Source organism: Priestia sp. FSL R5-0597, assembly GCF_038006305.1.
Taxonomy (GTDB): Bacteria; Bacillota; Bacilli; order Bacillales; family Bacillaceae_H; genus Priestia; species Priestia zanthoxyli.
On sequence record NZ_JBBOUZ010000001.1, the window covers coordinates 4,521,548 to 4,539,733 of the forward strand.

Consider the following 18,186-nt stretch of genomic DNA (forward strand, 5'->3'; position numbering starts at 1 on the left):
TCAATTCCCCTCCTAAGCTTATTTTCCTAAAAATTTGGGCTGGCGCTTTTCAATAAAAGCGGCTACGCCTTCTTGAGCATCACTGCTTTTGAATACGCTTCCAAAAAATTGCGCTTCTTTTTTGATGCCGCTGTAATAAGCATCTGTTTTTACATGTTGAAGCAGCTGCAAAGTAGCTTTAACAGAGATTGGGCTTTTTTTGGCAATTTTTCTAGCAAGTAAAAATGTTTCATTGATAAGCTGACTTTCTTCAAAAGCTGCGTTTGCCAATCCTAACTCCACTGCCTCGCTGCCCGATATTGGATCACTTGTCAGCATCATCTCACAAGCCTTATGAACCCCTACATAACGAGGCAATCGCTGAGTTCCTCCAAACCCTGGTATAATTCCTAACTGAAGTTCAGGCAAGCCCAGCTTAGCATTTTCTGTTACCAAACGAATATGGCAGCTCATAGCAAGCTCTAATCCTCCGCCTAAAGCAGCTCCATGAATAGCTGCAATAACTGGTTTTGGGTAATTTTCAATATACTCAAAGAGCTCTTGGCCGTTAACAGCAAGTTTCTCGTAATCTTTTTCCTGCTGCAGTGATGTAAACTCTTTTATATCAGCTCCAGCACAAAAGAATTTCCCTTCGCCTTTAATGACGATAACCCTTGTCTCTTTGCTATCTTCTAAATGTTTTAAAACACTTGAAAGATCTTTTAATAAATCTTGAGACAAAGCGTTAGCAGGTTGTCTATTCAACGTAATGAAGCTTATTGCATCAACAGTTTCAACCTGGATAATCTCCATTTGTTTCCCCCACCCTTTCTTTCTATTTTCATTACCTTGCGCTTCTCCCCTCGCAAGGGAGCAGCAGGCTCACTTACGATTATGAGCCGCTGCAGCCGTTTAACAGCAGGGAATGGACTTTATCTACCGATTCTATTAGACCATATCGATGATCGTTCATTACCCATGTTGTGACAGTTTCATCAATCGTTCCAAAAATCATCTGTCGCGCAAGACGAATATCTATATTTTCAGAAAACTCACCCGTTTCGATTCCTGTCTGTAAAATAGAATCAATGAGAGTCAGATAATCTTTTAATACATCGTTAATTTTCAATCTTAAATCTTTGTTCGATTGACGCAGTTCAAGCTGTGTCACTGTAGCTAAATGATGATCCTCCGCTAGAAACGAAAAATGCTTGTCAATTAATACGTGAAGTTTTTCTGCCGCAGTTTCAATTCCCGCCAGTTCTTCATAAATTTTTTCTACAAACTGTCCCATCTTCTCTTGAAATAAGGAAATCAAGACATCTTCTTTGTTTTTAAAATATAAATATATCGTACCGTCTGCAACTCCAGCCTGCTTAGCAATTTTAGAAACCTGAGCATTGTGGTATCCGTTTTCTGCTATTACTACTACAGCTGCATCGATAATCTGCTTATACTTTGGCTTATTTCTTCTCAATCTTATACGCTCCTTTAAAATATGAATGATTATTCATTCATATCTTTATAATAAAGAAACCGCAAGTATCTGTCAATTATGTTTCAGCAAAAAAATCAAAGGCGACGATCGATTACGTCGCCTTTTTATGCTTTTCATTTTCTTCTTCAATCAGCGCTCGTCGCAGAATCTTCCCGACCGCTGTTTTTGGAAGCTCATTTCGAAATTCATAAAGGCGCGGAACTTTATAAGCAGCTAAATACTTTCTAGAAAACTCATTTAACTCTTCTTCAGTACATCTTACACCATTTTTTAATACAATGTAAGCCTTCACTGTTTCTCCTCTATATGGGTCAGGAACACCTACCACTACAGCTTCTTGAATTTTTTCATGCTCATATAATACTTCTTCAACTTCTCGAGGATAGATATTATATCCCCCGGCAATAATAATATCTTTCTTTCGATCTACTACATAAAAATAACCTTTATCATCCATATAGCCAACATCACCTGTTAGCAACCACCCGTCTCGCATAACAGCCTCCGTTTCTTCAGGCTGCTTCCAATATCCTTTCATGACCTGAGGACCTTTAACCGCAATTTCTCCTACTTCGCTTACAGCAGCTTCTTTACCTGTTTCAAACGAGAGAATTTTGGCATCTGTGTCTGGCCAAGGCACTCCAATGCTTCCTGGAATTCTCTCTTTCCAAAGAAAATTAGCATGAGTAACAGGAGAGGTTTCCGTCAATCCATATCCTTCCACTAGTTTACCTCCAGTGAGCTTTTCAAACTGCTCCTGCACTTCCACAGGCAGAGGAGCCGAACCGCTCATACATGAATCAATAGAAGATAGGTTGTATTTTGCTAAATCAGGATGGTTTAATAATGCGATGTAAATTGTCGGAGCACCTGGAAATAAAGTAGGCTGCTGCTTATGAATGGTTTTGAGCGTCGTTTTTGCATCAAATTTAGGCAGAAGCACCATCTCGTAGTTTTGCAAAACCGATAGAACCAGAACCGTTGTTAAACCATACACATGAAAAAACGGGATAATTCCAAGCACTTTTTCTTCTCCATGCTTGCAGCGGTATAACCAATGTGAACACATCGTTGCATTGGCTACCAAGTTTTTATGAGTAAGCATGACTCCTTTTGGAAAACCTGTTGTTCCCCCGGTGTATTGTAAAATCGCGATATCTTCGTCTGAAATTCCCTCAGCATTACATACTGCTGGAGAGGATTCACTTATAATGCGTTTAAATAAATGAGTAGTCTCCGTATGACTCACATCCACGCTTATCTTCTGCTGTTTGCGCTGAATAAATGGATAGATTATGTTTTTGGGAAATGGGAGATAGTCTTGAATAGAGGTGATGACTACGTGTTTTACACTTGTTAACGCTTTCATTTTTACTACACGCGGATATAGCAAATCGAGTGCAATAATCATGGTCGCTTCTGAATCATTCAGCTGATACTCTAACTCCCTTTCCGTATACAAAGGGTTTGTTTGAACGACTACTCCTCCGGCAAGAAGAACAGCATAAAAGGAAATGACAGCTTGAGGGCAATTTGGAAGCATAATGGCTACTCTATCCCCTTTTTTTAATCCCAGTTCAATAAGGTAAGATGACAGTTTCAAAGAATCTTGATGCAGTTGGGAAAACGTCATTTTTTTCCCTAGAAAATAGATTGCGTTTTTTTTAGGGGCTTTTTGAACTGCTTCTTCAAAAAGCTGTGCTAAATTTTTTTGCTCATAATGAAGCGTAGCAGATATTTCCTCTGGGTATTGAGAAAGCCATATCTTTTCGGTGGATTCCACACGTATCCTCTCCCTCAAAAAAATAAAAAATTAGAATTTTCTAATTAAAATTATAGTTCATTCTTTTTTTAGATGCAATCGTTATTGAATGTTCTCTTTCCTGTCTAATCACTCTTTCATCCTGCAGCGTAATAAATAAAAATTGGATTTATCCCTGTACATTATCCGAATTTTTTGTATATAATAAAAATTAGATTTTTTTAAGGAGCTGTATAAATTGATAACAACATTGACTAAAGGACCGTTCAAAGCAGATCACGTTGGAAGCTTTTTGCGTCCTGAGCGTATCAAGCAAGCACGATTACAGGTAGAAAACGGGGAAATGACAAAGAAACAGCTTCGAGCAATTGAAGATGAAGAAATTAGTAAGCTCGTAGAAAAGCAAAAACAAATTGGATTAAAAGCCATAACAGACGGTGAGTTTCGCCGTGCGTGGTGGCACTTTGATTTTCTATCAGAACTTGTGGGCGTAGAACTTTACGAAGCAGAGTCGGGAATTCAGTTTCACGGGGTCCAAACAAAAGCTCACGGTATAAAAGTTACTGGAAAACTAGATTTTAATCACCACCCTATGATTGAAGATTATAAATTTCTTCATCAAGCGGCCGGAAAAGAACACGTGGCTAAGTTCACCATTCCAAGTCCCAATATGCTGTTTTTCAGAGGCCATATTGAAGAGTCTGCTTACTCGGATACGGATGTATTTTTTGCTGATTTAGTTAAAACATATCAAAAAGCCATTCAAGCATTTTATGATGCTGGATGCCGCTATTTACAGTTAGATGATACTGCGTGGGCGGTCTTTTTCTCAGAAAAAGGACAAGAACAAATCGCGTCAAAAGGATTTACGCCCCAAGAATTACTGAAACGTTTTACGGATGCGATCAATGAATCCATTGCGCATAAGCCAGATGATATGGTTATTACAATGCATATTTGCAGAGGGAATTTCCAGTCTACTTATACAGCAAGCGGCGGATATGAAAATGCGTCAAAAGCTATTTTCAGTCAGTTAAACGTAGATGGACTATTTTTAGAATTTGATGATGAACGCTCAGGAGGATTCGAACCTCTTCGACATGTAAAGCGAAATGACCTTCAGATTGTCCTTGGTCTTATCACATCAAAATTTGGAGATTTAGAAGATCCTGAAGCAGTGAAAAAACGAATTGCTGAAGCGGCAGAATTTGTTTCTCTTGATCAAATTTGTTTGAGTCCCCAGTGCGGATTTGCTTCTACAGAAGAAGGAAATTTACTAACTGAAGAACAGCAGTGGGATAAAGTAAAGCACGTGATTGCAATTGCTGAAGATGTATGGAAGTAATCATTAAAAAAGCTGACCTGCTTTAAGGCCAGCTTTTTTGCTGTCATCACAATGTTAGGAAAAGCTATATAGATAAATAGATAAGACCAATAAGCATAAACACTCCGCATAAAATGAGTAAAATTTTCGCTAACTTCTCCATGACTCTCTCCTATCCTATCCCTGCTCCTATTACATAGGACATACCGATTGAAATAACAAGTGAAATAAACCCAACGGCTCTGTTATCTTGTTCAATTTCATCATCGATTCGAAATTTCGGCGTCAAAAATTCGAAAATAAAATAGCTGACTAGTAAAAGAACAAACCCATATATTCCCCATCCAAGCATTCTTAACAAATTGTCGTTGTGCTCAATTGAATAGCGAAAAATATTAGCTAATCCAAATATTTTCCCACCTGTTGCCATCGCAACAGCCATATTTCCTTTTTGAATCTCTTCCCAATTCTTATATTTAGTAACGAGCTCAAACACAACAAGAAAGACGACAATGCTCAAGACAACCACGCTGTAATAAGCGGCGGATTCAATATACGGGTCTTTCCAAAAATCCCTCATTTTTGCATCACTCCTAATTTATATTACACTCCACGTAATGAACTGACAGGTCTCTTTCCTTTACTTGCATCGTTCTTAAAAGAGATAGAAAACCCAACATAGTTCATGAGCCATGTCGGATTTTCCATCTTCATATATGCTTGTTCAGCGCATCCACTGACACCTTTATCTCAGCATTCTTTTACTTAAATTCCACAACCGTAACGCCAGAACCTCCTTCAGAAGCTTCTCCGAAACGAATATTTTTAACAGAACGATGATTTTTCAAATATTCCTGTACACCTTTACGAAGAGCTCCAGTTCCTTTACCGTGGATAATCGAAACGCGCGGATAGTTGGCTAACAAAGCATCATCAATATATTTTTCAACTCGAATCAGCGCATTTTCATAGCGCTCTCCTCTTAAATCCAGTTCTAGATTTACATGATAATCTTTTCCTTTTACCGTAGCAAGCGGCTTTGTTTCTACAGGTTTTGGGGAACTAATATATTCAAGATCTTTTTCTTTCACCTTCATTTTCATGATTCCCATTTGCACTTGCCATTCATTATTACTTACTCGTTCCACAAGCGTTCCTTTTTGTCCCCAGCTTAAGACTTTCACTTCATCTCCAGCTTGAAGAGTGCGCTCTTGTTTTTTCGGCACAGCCGGTTTCTTTTTACTTTTTTCAAGAGTTGGAACTGCATCTTCTAGACGCTTACGTGCTTCAATCAATTCATGCTCTTTTACAAGCGCATGATTTTTTTGACTCATTTTACGCAAATCGCTAATGATTTTCTCTGCTTCTTCAGATGCTGCTTGAACTGTGGCTTGAGCTTTTTCTTCAGCTTTTTCGTACAGCTTATCTCGTTTTTCATTAAACTCAATAATCTGACTCTGTAATTCTTTATGAAGCTTCTGAGCCTCTTTTCTTAGCTGTTCAGCTTCTTCTAGCTCATGTTCAGATTGACGGCGGCTATCTTCAAGAGAAGCGATCATGTTTTCTACTTTATTTGTTTCTGAGCCAATATAGCCTTTGGCACGTTCAATTACTTCTGCACTTAAACCTAAACGTTTTGAAATTTCAAAAGCATTGCTTCGACCCGGTACACCAATCAGCAGCTTGTAAGTAGGGCTCAATGTTTCAATATCGAACTCTACGCTAGCATTGACCACTCCTTCACGGTTATAGCCGTACGCTTTTAATTCAGGATAGTGAGTAGTCGCAACTACGCGAGCGCCTCTTTCATATACTTGATCTAAAATCGAAATCGCAAGCGCTGCACCTTCTTGGGGATCTGTTCCGGCTCCCAATTCATCGAACAAGACCAGACTTTCATGATCTACTTTTTGTAAAATATCTACAATGTTGACCATATGAGATGAAAAGGTACTCAGACTTTGTTCAATGGACTGCTCATCTCCAATATCAGCAAATACGTGTTTAAACACAGCCATTTCCGATCCATCCAGCGCAGGAATCTGCAAACCTGCTTGAGCCATTAATGTGAATAACCCAAGTGTTTTTAACGTTACGGTTTTACCGCCGGTATTTGGTCCTGTAATAACGATAGACGTATATTGATCACCTAGCTCAATATCATTTGCAACGACATCTTCCTGTGCAATAAGAGGATGTTTTGCCTTCACTAACTTAATATAGCCTCGATCGTTCATTTTAGGTTTTGAAGCTTTTAGCTCATGGCTATAGCGCCCTTTAGCAAACATGAAGTCCAGCTCACCTAACAAATAAACGTTTTGACGGAGTTCATTTGCCACTTCCGCTACCTGAACGGTTAGAGCAATAAGAATACGCTCAATTTCTTGTTTTTCTTTTACTTTTGCTTCTTGAAGCTCATTATTTAACGTCACAATCGCCTGTGGCTCAATAAATAACGTTGCTCCAGATGAAGACTGATCGTGCACAATGCCTCCATACGCACTGCGATATTCTTGCTTAACAGGAATAACGAAACGTTCGTTTCGAATGGTAACAATCGCATCTGACAACATTTTCTGAGCAGACGAGGAGCGAATAAGACTTTCTAGCTTTTCGCGAATACGAGACTCCGTCGAGCGAAGTTTTTGACGAATGCCTCTTAGCTGGTCGCTTGCACCGTCTAGTACTGTGCCATTCTCATCAATGCTCATTTTAATTGTTTGTTCTACCTCAGGAAGAGGCATTAGTTTTTCGATATGTTCAATTATAATTGGAAGCTGTAAATCTTCGTCTTCTACTACTTGCTCGATAAATTGCTTGACTTGTCTTGCAGCATAAATAGTACTTGCTACATCAAGAAGTTCATTAGAGCTTAGCGTTCCTCCAATTTCAGCGCGCTTTACGCTAGGTCGAACGTCAAAGATGCCTCCTAGCGGTACGTTGCCACGCAATCGCAGCACGGTTGTAGCTTCATCTGTTGCTTCCTGCCATTTGACTACTTCTTCATACTGAGTCGAGGGAATCAAATTCGCTACTTTTTCTCGGCCTAAAGAAGAAGCTACTTTTTTCTGAAGCTGTTCCTTAACTTTATTAAACTCTAGTACATGGAAAATACGTGATTGCAAAACTGATTCCTCCTGTTGCTTATTTATGTCGATTTAAAAAGGCGGTTAATTCTTTGAGGCTATACGTATTTAATACCGTTTCTGGTTTAAGCCAGCCTTTAATTCCCGTAGATATTCCAATTTCCATATGCTCTAGCATGTCTAGATTGTGAGCATCTGTATTAATTGCAATTTTAACTCCTGCCTCTTGTGCTTTTTTTATGTGCTCAGCGGCTAAATCTAAACGGTTTGGATTCGCGTTTAGTTCAAGAGCCGTTTTTGTTTCCTTAGCTAATTCAATTAGCATATCAATATCTACATCATATCCGTTGCGGCGACCAATCAAACGACCGGTCGGATGAGCGATTAAATCTACATGAACATTATTTAACGCTTGCTTTAAACGATTCATAATTTCTTCGCGTGATTGTGAAAAACTAGAGTGAATGGACGCAATAACAAAATCTAGCTCAGCTAGCATTTCATCATCATAATCAAGTGTTGCATCGGGCAAAATATCCATTTCAATTCCTGCTAGTATTGTAAAATCATCGAACTGTGCGTTTAAACGATTAATTTCTTCACGCTGTTTGCGAATGCGTTCAGGCGTTAGACCGTTAGCTACTTTTAAATACTGAGAGTGGTCTGTAATCGCCATGTATTCATAGCCTCGCGCGCGACATGCTTCCGCCATTTCTTCAATCGAATACGCCCCGTCGCTCCACGTGGAGTGCATATGCAAATCACCTTTTACCGCACCGTAGGTCACAAGCGTTTGAGGTTTTATAAATGCATCTACTTCCGTTCCATCTTCACGAAGTTCCGGCGGAATAAAAGACAGCCCAAAATGTTCATAGAATGCTTGTTCAGACTCAAATGTCATAACTTCGCCTGTCTCCGCATTTTCAACGCCATACTCGCTAATTTTTTCACCGCGTTCTTTTGCTAATTGACGCATGCGCACATTATGATCTTTTGATCCTGTAAAATGATGAAGCGTCGTGGCAAACGCTTTATCTTCTACAAGACGAAAATCCACGGACACATCGTACTCATAGGCTAACGTTACCGATACTTTTGTATCTCCATTTGCAATGACATCCTTCACATTTGGCAGCGATACTAGCTGTTCACGGACAGCATGAGGCTCAGCTGTTGAAATAATAAAATCAAGATCTTTTACAGTTTCTCTCATGCGGCGAATGCTCCCTGCTTGAGAAAAACGCTCAATGCTATGCATATGTTTAAGGGCTTCTAAAATTTCTTCCGCTATTGGAAGCATAAAAGCAAGAGGCAAACGATCAGGACGTTTCCCAAACTCTTCAATAGCAGCGATAATTTTCTCTTCCGTCTTTTTACCAAAACCGCTTAGTCCCTGCACTCGATTTTCCATACAGGCCTGATGCAGTGATTCCATGTCTTTAATATCTAGCTCTTTATATAATTTAGCGATTTTTTTACCTCCAAGCCCCGGCAGCTTAAGCAGAGGAATAAGTCCTTCAGGAACTTCTTGCTTTAGTTCTTCTAGTACGCTTGACTCATTTGTTTCCATATACTCTGTAATAACTGCGGCCGTTCCTTTACCAATCCCTTGGAGCTTGGTAAAATCCTCAATCTCTGTCAGCGTTCTCTCGTCCGTTTCTAGCGCTGCAGCTGCTTTTCGAAAAGCAGAAATTTTAAAAGGGTTATCTCCTTTTAATTCCATATATGTAGCAATTGTTTCTAACAATTTAATAATATCCTTTTTATTCATCTCTTTTCACCAGCCTATTATCATAATAACGAAACTTTCAACACATGATGAGTGACATATGTACTCTCTCAAATTTTTATCTAGACATACTTTTATCTCCGTGAAAACCGCAGAACAGACTGCGATAAAAAAAGAGGGTATCTCAAAAGTATTATGACACTTTCGACACACCCTCTCAACAAGCTATTGTAATTTCATTACATTACACCATACTGAGTCCACAAATCTTGAATGGCAGACGATAAGTATGGAGTATTTTGTACGATATTGATTGCAATTGAAGACTGTTGAATTGGCGTTTGAATTTCACTTACAGGAATCACGGCTCCAATGTATAACAAAATAAAAACGATGATATACACTTCAACGAATCCAAGTGCACCTCCGCCCCATTTATTTAACTGGCGCAGAATTGGCAGTTCGGTTAAAGCCGTTAAAACAGAGCCTGCAAGGCGAAGTACAATGTGAGTAGCAAAAAATAAAATCGCAAATGCAATCATTCGATAAAAAGCGTCTTCTATCGTTCCAGAATCAAATACAAACGATGCGACACTTTGCTGCTGAATATTGTCTGGAAACGGAATCAACAAGCGAAGTCGGCTTGCCAAATCTCCACTAAACATATAAGCGACGATAAACGAAACCGCAAAACTGACAATATGAATGAGCTGCAAAATAAATCCCCTTTTAAGACCTGTTACAAAGCCTAAAAGAAGCAATATAATTAAAATGATATTAAGCATTGACTCAGTCATTCCTCTTTTCCATAAAGTTTTTGTTCAAGTCTCTCATAGTCTTCTTTCAGTTTTATATATTCGTGTACAGCATTCACAGCTGTTAATACTGCTAATTTATTGATATCTAAAGAAGGGTTTTTAGTACTGATTTCACGCATTTTTTCATCCACTATAGAGGCGACAAGTCGAATATGGCTTGTACTTTCGCTACCGACGATGCTGTACTGCTGACCAAAGATGTCAACTGTCGCACGTGTTTTATCTTGTCTTGACACGAGAAAATCCTCCGTTCCACGAAAAATCCTAATCCCTATCATACCACGAAGAAGACTTCAATGGAAACATATCTATATTTAAGCTATCATAAGGGATAGTGCTTATAAAGTAAACTAAAATACCCCGAAAGGAGTGAAGCATTATGTCACATGCTGTTATTAAGGTATCAGCTGATCAGATAGCTAAAATGAAGCTTCATTACACATCCTATTTGCAGCCTAAATTGCCGCAGGGAAGTATTTTTTCGGCTAAAACTCCCGGCTGTTCTATCACTGCATACCGCTCTGGAAAAGTACTTTTTCAAGGAAAAGAAGCTGAAACAGAAGCAGCTAAGTGGGGAGGTCCTTTAGATGCTGCTAAAAAGGCTCCCGTCTCACACCTCCCATCAAACTTCAGTTCACTATCGGTCATTGGTTCTGATGAAGTAGGAACGGGAGATTATTTTGGTCCCATGACCGTAGTTGCTGCCTATGTTCAAAAAGAGCAGCTTCCTTTGTTAAAAGAATTAGGAGTACGAGATTCAAAAGAGTTAACGGATGCTAAAATCATTGAAATTGCCAAGCAGCTTGTTTCGTTTATTCCTTACAGTTTGCTTGTCTTACATAACGAAAAGTATAATGCATTTCAAGAAAAAGGCATGTCACAAGGTAAAATGAAAGCTCTGTTGCACAACAAAGCTTTATCCAACGTGTTAAAAAAATTGGATCCTGAAAAACCTGATGCGATTTTAATTGACCAGTTTGTTGAAAAAAACACCTATTATAAACACATCGTAAAGGAAAAAGAGATTATCAAAGAAAATGTCTTTTTCAGTACAAAAGGAGAAAGCGTTCATTTATCTGTAGCCGCTGCTTCCATTATTGCCAGATACGCATTTTTAAAACAAATGGATTTACTAACGGAAAAGACGGGGATGGTCATTCCTCGCGGAGCTGGAGCACAAGTTGATATAGCCGCTGCTAAAATTATTAAAAAACATGGCGTCAATGCGCTGAACTCTTTAGCTAAAATCCATTTTGCTAATACAGAAAAAGCTTTAAAATTAGCTAAAAAATAAGAGATGTGGAAATCCACATCTCTTTTTTTATTCTTATGAACGAAGCGTTGCACCAAATTCTTTTTCAACAGCTTCTAAAACTGCACCATGTGCTTTTGCTACTTCTTCATCTGTTAATGTACGTTCAGGATCTAAGTAACGTAAAGAGAAAGCTACAGATTTCTTGCCTTCTTCCATACGCTCGCCTTCATATAGATCAAATACTGTCACGTCTTTTAAAAGTTCTCCGCCCGTCGTATAGATGACGCGCTGAACTTCTCCTGCAAGAACGTTTTTATCTACAACAAGTGCAATATCACGTGTAATAGATGGGAATCTTGGAATAGCTGAATAACGAACTTCTTCGACATCTGCAGCTAATAGCTCTTGAAGGTGTAATTCAAACACGTATGTTTCACGAAGGCCATACTGTTTCTGAGCAACAGGATGAACTTGACCCACGTATCCAATTTCTTTTTCATCTAACCATACAGCCGCTGTACGTCCAGGGTGCATACCGTCTTTTTTAACGGGAGCATATGAGATTCGTTTCTCTAAACCAAGCTGTGCAAATAACCCTTCTAGTACACCTTTAATCACATAGAAATCAACGACTTTCTTTTCACCTTGCCAGCCGTGAGCATGCCATAGACCCGTGATTGCACCAGCTACGCGCTCCTGCTCATCCGGTAATTCCCCTTCACCTTTAGATAAGAACACTGAGCCTGTTTCGTATAGCGCAATAGAATCCGATTGACGAGCATTATTGTGCTTCACTGCTTCAAGTAAATGAGGCACTAAGCTTTGACGAAGGATGCTGCGATCTTCACTCATCGGCATTGCTAAACCAATCGTACTTGTTGCATTGAGTGCAAACTGAGTAGCTTTTTCAGCGCTCGTTAACGAATAGGTTGTTGTTTGCGCTAGCCCTGCTCCCTCTAAGAAACGGCGAACTTTACGGCGTCCAAGCTGATACTCTGTTAATTTTCCTGGAGTTGCCACTGTTACAGGAAGCGTTGTAGGAAGGTTGTCATAACCATACATGCGCGCTACTTCCTCCACGATATCTTCTTCAATTGTAATATCGCCTCGACGAGTCGGTACCGTTACAACGATTGTTTCATCTTCGACTTTGCTTTCAAATTGAAGACGGTTCATAATATCTTGTACTTCTTCCATCGATAGTTCTGTACCAAGCACATTGTTAATACGTCCAAGTGACACAGCTACAACAGCAGGTTCCACAGTTAGTGTATCTACTTCTACAGTACCGCTTACCACTTCACCTGAAGCGTATTCAGCCATTAATTCTGCTGCGCGGTCAGCAGCTACACGCGTACGGTTAGGATCAATTCCTTTTTCAAAACGAGCACTTGCCTCACTGCGAAGACCGTGGTCTTTGGAAGCTTGACGAACTGTTAAACCTTTGAAGTAAGCTGATTCAATAAGAACATTTACCGTATCGTCTTTTACTTCAGAGTTTGCTCCCCCCATTACACCTGCAAGGGCTACCGGTTCACTGCCGTTTGTAATAACAAGCTGATTGCCTTTTAATACGCGCTCTTGATCGTCAAGCGTTACAAACTTCTCGCCTTCTGACGCGTGACGTACAACAATTTCTTTTGAACCAAGACGATCATAGTCAAAAGCATGCAGCGGCTGGCCGTATTCAAGCAAAATATAGTTGGTAATATCAACAACGTTGTTATGAGGTCGAATACCAGCTGCCATTAAACGCGTTTGCATCCATAATGGTGACGGAGCAATTTTTACGTTTTTCACAACGCGCGCTACGTAAAGGGGATTGTCTTCTTTTGCCTCTACTTTAACGGAAATATAATCAGCTGCTTGCTCATCAGACGTTTGCACGTTTACTGACGGATACTTCACTTCACGACGTAAAATAGCAGCCACCTCATGTGCTACACCTAACATACTTAAGCAGTCTGAACGATTTGGTGTTAGCCCTAGTTCTAATACTTCATCGTTTAAGTTTAATGCATCTAGCGCATCCGCTCCTACTTCAGCATCACTTGGGAAGACGAAGATGCCTTCTTGATAATCTTTTGCCACAAGCTTGCTTTCAATGCCAAGCTCTTGAAGAGAACAAATCATACCGTTCGATTCTTCACCGCGAAGCTTAGCACGCTTGATTTTAAAGTTACCTGGAAGTACAGCTCCCACTTTTGCAACCGCTACTTTTTGACCTTGTGCCACGTTAGGTGCTCCGCACACGATTTGAACGATTTCTCCTCCGCCAAGATCTACTTGACAGCGGCTTAATTTATCCGCATTTGGATGCTGTTCACGTTCTACAACGTGACCAATTACCACTCCGCTGATGCCTTTATTTAAGTTTTCTACACCTTCAACTTCAATTCCACTTTTTGTGATTTTATCAGCTAACTCTTCTGCCGTTACGCCTGATAAGTCAACATACTCTTGTAACCAACGATAAGATACAAACATCGTAGTCCCTCCTTTATACTTGTTTAAATTGATCTAAGAAACGAACATCATTTGTATAGAAATGACGAATATCATCCACGCCGTGTTTTAACATAGCAATACGCTCTACACCGATTCCAAAAGCAAAACCACGATATTTAGTTGAATCGTATCCAGCCATTTCAAGAACATTTGGATGAACCATACCGGCTCCTAAAATTTCAATCCAGCCTGTTTGTTTACATACATTACAGCCTTTACCTCCACATTTTGCACACGATACGTCTACTTCTACAGACGGCTCAGTGAATGGGAAGAAACTTGGACGAAGACGAATTTCACGGTCTGCACCGAACATCTTTTTCACAAATACTTCAAGCGTGCCTTTTAAATCGCTCATACGAATGTTTTCGTCTACTACAAGACCTTCAATTTGCATAAATTGATGTGAATGCGTAGCATCATCGTCATCGCGGCGGTACACTTTACCTGGGCAAATAATTTTAACAGGTCCTTTGCCTTCATTCTTGTTCATAACACGAGCTTGAACAGTTGATGTATGCGTACGAAGAAGCGTTTCTTCCGTAATATAGAACGTATCTTGCATATCACGTGCTGGGTGACCTTTTGGCAAGTTCAGCGCTTCGAAATTATAGTAGTCCTGCTCTACTTCTGGTCCTTCTGCTACTTCATAGCCCATTCCTAAGAATAAATCTTCTACTTCTTCAACCACGCTTGTGAGCGGGTGATGCGTACCTGCTTTAACCGGGCGTCCCGGCAGCGTTACGTCAATTGTTTCTGAAGCAAGTTTACGCTCTACCTCGGCTGCTTCTAACGCCGTTTGTTTTTCTTCAATTTTAGATGCAATCGCTTCACGTACTTCATTTGCAAGTGCTCCCATTACAGGACGCTCTTCAGCTGAAAGTTTTCCCATACCGCGAAGTACTTCTGTGATAGGGCCTTTCTTTCCTAAATAAGCTACGCGTACGTCGTTTAATTCTTTTAAAGCACTTGCTGCTTCGACTTTTGCAATTGCTTCTTGTTGAAGTTCTTGTAAACGTTCTTTCATCACTTATTCCTCCTTTTAACGTAAAAAATGACAAATAAAAAAACCTCCTCCCAAAAAAGGGACGAGGATTAGTCGCGTTACCACCCTTGTTAACTATATACACAGACGTATACAGTTCACTTCATTCAAGTTAACGGAATCTCCGGAACACCTTTACATCTATGTAAGATGGTCTAAGTGTCAACTCAAGAGGTGAATTCACTTATTACATTTATAAAAATGCTTTCAGTCATGGCATTTTCTCCCTGCATAAACGGACATAAGCTACTGCTCTCTTTCATCGTTTTTTACATATGTAACTATTGTATTATTATAGTGAAAACACGTTCTTGATGCAACTACATTCCGCGTAAATAATAAAGTAAGATTCCAGAAGCGATGGCAACATTTAACGACTCGCTCTTTCCATAGATGGGAATGTACAGATTCTGATCCGTTTGTTCCAACACTTTCTCGCTTACGCCATTTCCTTCATTTCCCACAATCAGCGCAAATTCGTTTGAAGGTTTTACGTGTGTGTAGACCTTTCCATTTTGTAACGACGTGCCGTAAACTGCTATTCCTCTTTCTTTTAACAATGAAATTATTTCGAGTAAATCGCCTTTTACAATTGGAAGGTGAAAAATAGCTCCTTGCGTTGAACGAACGACTTTTGGGTTGTACACATCCACGCTGCCCTCTCCAATGATAATAGCCTCCACTCCCGCAGCATCAGCGGTTCGGATAATGGTACCTAGGTTACCTGGATCTTGCACGGCATCTAAAAGCAATACTTTCTGTGCTGTATGAATAATTTCCGCATGCTTTGTTTGAAAACACACGGCAATAATTCCTTGAGGTGTTTCTGTGTCAGATAATAACTTACTAATTGCTTCGTTTACAACGATTATTTCGATACCGTCTATATCCCACTGTGCGGGCACTTCGGTCGATTCGCGTATAATTAGTTCCTTTACGCAATCCTTATTTTTGATAGCCTCTTCGACTAAATGAAAGCCTTCTACCATAAAAAGGCCCTGCTTATCACGGTCTTTTTTATTATGCAGTTTTTTCCACGCTTTTACCTGCGGATTTTTAACTGAATCAATTTGTTTCACAAACATAACTCCTTTATCTATACAAAAATAAATAGTTCGATTACATTTTGTTCAATAATCATTAGATAAGTTTCACTTTATTGTACATAGAAATCGCAAAGAAAACAAAAACTATTGGTAACTTTACGATAGCTGAGGTGAAAATGATGGATCTTAATTTACGAAATGCTGTTATTGCAAACGTTTCAGGAAACTCAAAAGAAGAGCTTGAGGCTACAATTTCTGACGCTATTCAAAGCGGTGAAGAAAAAATGCTCCCTGGACTTGGTGTTTTATTTGAAGTGCTTTGGGAAAAGTCTCCGGAATCAGAAAAAGAAGAAATTCTGACAACGCTTGAAAACGGTTTAAAATAAATAACCTTTTCCTATGTACAACAAAAAGCTCATTCTCCTAGGAGAATGAGCTTTTTTCAATTATACGTAATGGCGTTAACCGTATCTCGGTCTAAGCGCTTAATGACTTCCGCAATTAATTTAACTGCGTTTTCATAATCATCACGATGAAGCATTGCTGCATGAGAATGGATATAACGAGTTGCAATTGTAATCGAAAGTGCTGGCACCCCGTTAGCTGAAATATGGATAGAACCCGAGTCCGTACCGCCTCCAGCAATTGCATCAAATTGATACGGAATATTTAATTCATCTGCCACATCTACCACTGTATCTCGAAGTCCTTTATGAGAGACCATGGAAGCATCATATAAAATGATTTGCGGACCCTGCCCCATTTTAGAAGAGGCTTCTTTATCAGAAACACCAGGTGTATCTCCAGCGATACCGACATCAACAGCAAATGCAATATCCGGTTCAATAAAGTTAGCAGATGTTTTTGCACCTCGGAGTCCAACTTCTTCTTGCACCGTTCCTACACCATACACAACATTTTCATGTTTTTCATTTTTTAAAGCTTTTAATACATCGATAGCGATTGCACAACCAATACGGTTATCCCAGGCTTTCGCTAGGAGCATCTTTTCATTGTTCATAACCGTAAATTCGAAATAAGGTACAACCTGATCACCAGGTTTTACTCCCCACTCCGCTACTTCTTCTCTGCTAGAAGCACCAATATCGATGAACATATCTTTAATGTCAACTGGCTTTTTGCGAACTTCTGGAGGCAAGATATGAGGTGGCTTTGAGCCAATAATCCCCGTTACCTCTCCTTTAGATGTCACGATGGTTACGCGTTGAGCAAGCATAACTTGAGACCACCATCCGCCTACCGTTTGAAAACGAATAAAGCCGCGTTCATCAATTTGAGTCACCATAAAACCAACTTCATCCAAGTGACCGGCTACCATAATTTTAGGCCCTTGTTCGTTGCCTACTTTTTTTGCAATCAAACTGCCTAGCCCATCCGTCGTTACTTCATCTGCATAAGGTGCAATATATTTCTTCATAACCTCACGCGGTTCACGCTCATTTCCAGGAATTCCTTTTGCATCTGTTAGTGCTTTAAGCATCGTCAATGTTTCATCTAACTTTGTCATATGGATTACCCCTTTCATATGTATACCTCTATTATAGCTAAAAAGAGGTTGAAGTAAAATTTCCCATCCCTTTATTTCTAGTATCCTTGTTCTTGGCGTTTAAAATTCACTTCATTTTTTGACATGTACGCCTCTTCAATATGTTCAGCGGAAAAACCAAACATATCGCCAAGCTTCATGTAAGATGCAAACATGTTCACATAGTTTTCTTTTGACAGGTCCTGCTCGAAAGCAGAAACTTGTGCAAATACCTGTAAAAATTGTGTTGTTTTTGAATCAGCTGCTTTTACTTTTGGCAGCTCAGTTAAATCATCGTATCCTTTTTCAATACCTAAAGAAAGAATGAAATGTACGCCGTCCACAAATTCTTCTAAAATAACAGCATCTTCAGCCGGAGGTTTAACGCTCCAAAATTTGAAGCAGCGCGTTTCGTTTGCCAGCTCTCCCATTTCAACAAGCAGAGCTAAAAGTTTTCTTGGAACCAAGTCTTCCTTATGAAGCTGATGCTTGTCCTCTATATGCTGATCCAGCTGGCGCTGCATGGTAAATAGCTGTTGTAAATTCAATGTAATCACTCCTGTAATTATGTATATCTTCTTCTTTTTAAA

16 protein-coding genes and 1 other annotated feature are annotated in these 18,186 nt (G+C 39.6%); of the genes, 3 read left to right on the top strand and 13 right to left on the bottom strand.

Annotated features, from left to right (window positions below):
* Window positions 1–18 precede the first annotated feature (18 nt).
* From MKX72_RS23875 to MKX72_RS23885, 3 genes are all read right to left on the bottom strand, one after another.
* Window positions 19–792 carry an enoyl-CoA hydratase gene (locus MKX72_RS23875; RefSeq protein ID WP_155007626.1) on the bottom strand — a complete coding sequence of 258 codons (774 nt, stop codon included), beginning with the start codon at window positions 790–792 and terminating at the stop codon, window positions 19–21.
* Window positions 793–871: 79 nt separating this feature from the next.
* Window positions 872–1,456, bottom strand: coding sequence for a TetR/AcrR family transcriptional regulator (locus MKX72_RS23880; RefSeq protein ID WP_013059408.1), 585 nt, complete (start codon window positions 1,454–1,456; stop codon window positions 872–874).
* Window positions 1,457–1,568: 112 nt separating this feature from the next.
* A complete protein-coding gene (locus MKX72_RS23885; RefSeq protein ID WP_098626995.1) occupies window positions 1,569–3,260 on the bottom strand; it encodes an AMP-binding protein in 1,692 nt (563 codons plus the stop codon).
* Window positions 3,261–3,477: 217 nt separating this feature from the next.
* Here MKX72_RS23885 and MKX72_RS23890 point away from each other — a divergent pair, with 217 nt between their 5' ends.
* Window positions 3,478–4,584 carry a 5-methyltetrahydropteroyltriglutamate--homocysteine S-methyltransferase gene (locus MKX72_RS23890; protein WP_047749792.1) on the top strand — a complete coding sequence of 369 codons (1,107 nt, stop codon included), beginning with the start codon at window positions 3,478–3,480 and terminating at the stop codon, window positions 4,582–4,584.
* A 151-nt stretch (window positions 4,585–4,735) separates the two neighbouring features.
* Here the strand turns inward: MKX72_RS23890 and MKX72_RS23895 are convergent, their stop codons facing one another.
* The 5 genes from MKX72_RS23895 to zapA all read right to left on the bottom strand — a co-directional run bounded on the left by MKX72_RS23895 (window position 4,736) and on the right by zapA (window position 10,432).
* Window positions 4,736–5,143 (bottom strand): DUF350 domain-containing protein, encoded by a 408-nt coding sequence (locus MKX72_RS23895; RefSeq protein ID WP_013059411.1) that lies wholly within the window; start codon window positions 5,141–5,143, stop codon window positions 4,736–4,738.
* A gap of 181 nt (window positions 5,144–5,324) precedes the next feature.
* Window positions 5,325–7,688: an endonuclease MutS2 gene (locus MKX72_RS23900; RefSeq protein ID WP_033579629.1), complete on the bottom strand. Its 2,364-nt coding sequence runs from the start codon at window positions 7,686–7,688 to the stop codon at window positions 5,325–5,327.
* Between the two features lie 19 nt (window positions 7,689–7,707).
* The gene (polX, locus tag MKX72_RS23905; RefSeq protein ID WP_028411763.1) at window positions 7,708–9,420 is read right to left on the bottom strand and encodes a DNA polymerase/3'-5' exonuclease PolX; all 1,713 of its coding nucleotides are present in this window, start codon (window positions 9,418–9,420) and stop codon (window positions 7,708–7,710) included.
* A 197-nt stretch (window positions 9,421–9,617) separates the two neighbouring features.
* A complete protein-coding gene (locus MKX72_RS23910; RefSeq protein WP_014458067.1) occupies window positions 9,618–10,175 on the bottom strand; it encodes a CvpA family protein in 558 nt (185 codons plus the stop codon).
* Entirely contained in the window at window positions 10,172–10,432 is a 261-nt protein-coding gene (gene zapA, locus MKX72_RS23915; protein WP_013059415.1) for a cell division protein ZapA, read from the bottom strand. Before zapA ends, MKX72_RS23910 begins: the two co-directional genes overlap by 4 nt.
* Window positions 10,433–10,575: 143 nt before the next feature.
* Here zapA and rnhC point away from each other — a divergent pair, with 143 nt between their 5' ends.
* Entirely contained in the window at window positions 10,576–11,490 is a 915-nt protein-coding gene (gene rnhC / locus MKX72_RS23920; RefSeq protein WP_033579627.1) for a ribonuclease HIII, read from the top strand.
* A gap of 33 nt (window positions 11,491–11,523) precedes the next feature.
* On the opposite strand, the gene pheT is transcribed toward rnhC, so the two are convergent.
* From pheT to MKX72_RS23935, 3 genes are all read right to left on the bottom strand, one after another.
* The gene (pheT, locus tag MKX72_RS23925; protein ID WP_028411765.1) at window positions 11,524–13,938 is read right to left on the bottom strand and encodes a phenylalanine--tRNA ligase subunit beta; all 2,415 of its coding nucleotides are present in this window, start codon (window positions 13,936–13,938) and stop codon (window positions 11,524–11,526) included.
* A gap of 13 nt (window positions 13,939–13,951) precedes the next feature.
* Entirely contained in the window at window positions 13,952–14,986 is a 1,035-nt protein-coding gene (gene pheS / locus MKX72_RS23930; protein WP_014458064.1) for a phenylalanine--tRNA ligase subunit alpha, read from the bottom strand.
* Between the two features lie 54 nt (window positions 14,987–15,040).
* Window positions 15,041–15,276 (bottom strand) — a binding site (T-box leader).
* 48 nt (window positions 15,277–15,324) lie between these two features.
* Window positions 15,325–16,089: a TrmH family RNA methyltransferase gene (locus tag MKX72_RS23935; RefSeq protein WP_176343388.1), complete on the bottom strand. Its 765-nt coding sequence runs from the start codon at window positions 16,087–16,089 to the stop codon at window positions 15,325–15,327.
* Between the two features lie 140 nt (window positions 16,090–16,229).
* On the opposite strand from MKX72_RS23935, the gene sspI reads away from it, so the two are divergent.
* The gene (sspI, locus tag MKX72_RS23940; RefSeq protein ID WP_013059420.1) at window positions 16,230–16,436 is read left to right on the top strand and encodes a small acid-soluble spore protein SspI; all 207 of its coding nucleotides are present in this window, start codon (window positions 16,230–16,232) and stop codon (window positions 16,434–16,436) included.
* A 56-nt stretch (window positions 16,437–16,492) separates the two neighbouring features.
* On the opposite strand, the gene MKX72_RS23945 is transcribed toward sspI, so the two are convergent.
* On the bottom strand, window positions 16,493–17,578 hold the full coding sequence (locus MKX72_RS23945) for a M42 family metallopeptidase (protein ID WP_028411767.1): 1,086 nt from the start codon (window positions 17,576–17,578) through the stop codon (window positions 16,493–16,495).
* Between the two features lie 77 nt (window positions 17,579–17,655).
* Window positions 17,656–18,144, bottom strand: coding sequence for a dUTP diphosphatase (locus MKX72_RS23950; protein ID WP_033579626.1), 489 nt, complete (start codon window positions 18,142–18,144; stop codon window positions 17,656–17,658).
* Window positions 18,145–18,186 lie beyond the last annotated feature (42 nt).

Excerpts from the sequence above, each read along its gene's own strand:
- MKX72_RS23910 (WP_014458067.1), bottom strand. The coding sequence starts at position 10,175 with ATGACTGAGTCAATGCTTAATATCATTTTAATTATATTGCTTCTTTTA.
- pheS (WP_014458064.1), bottom strand. The coding sequence starts at position 14,986 with ATGAAAGAACGTTTACAAGAACTTCAACAAGAAGCAATTGCAAAAGTC.
- pheT (WP_028411765.1), bottom strand. The coding sequence starts at position 13,938 with ATGTTTGTATCTTATCGTTGGTTACAAGAGTATGTTGACTTATCAGGC.
- polX (WP_028411763.1), bottom strand. The coding sequence starts at position 9,420 with ATGAATAAAAAGGATATTATTAAATTGTTAGAAACAATTGCTACATAT.
- rnhC (WP_033579627.1), top strand. The coding sequence starts at position 10,576 with ATGTCACATGCTGTTATTAAGGTATCAGCTGATCAGATAGCTAAAATG.
- MKX72_RS23875 (WP_155007626.1), bottom strand. The coding sequence starts at position 792 with ATGGAGATTATCCAGGTTGAAACTGTTGATGCAATAAGCTTCATTACG.
- MKX72_RS23895 (WP_013059411.1), bottom strand. The coding sequence starts at position 5,143 with ATGAGGGATTTTTGGAAAGACCCGTATATTGAATCCGCCGCTTATTAC.
- sspI (WP_013059420.1), top strand. The coding sequence starts at position 16,230 with ATGGATCTTAATTTACGAAATGCTGTTATTGCAAACGTTTCAGGAAAC.
- MKX72_RS23935 (WP_176343388.1), bottom strand. The coding sequence starts at position 16,089 with ATGTTTGTGAAACAAATTGATTCAGTTAAAAATCCGCAGGTAAAAGCG.
- MKX72_RS23945 (WP_028411767.1), bottom strand. The coding sequence starts at position 17,578 with ATGACAAAGTTAGATGAAACATTGACGATGCTTAAAGCACTAACAGAT.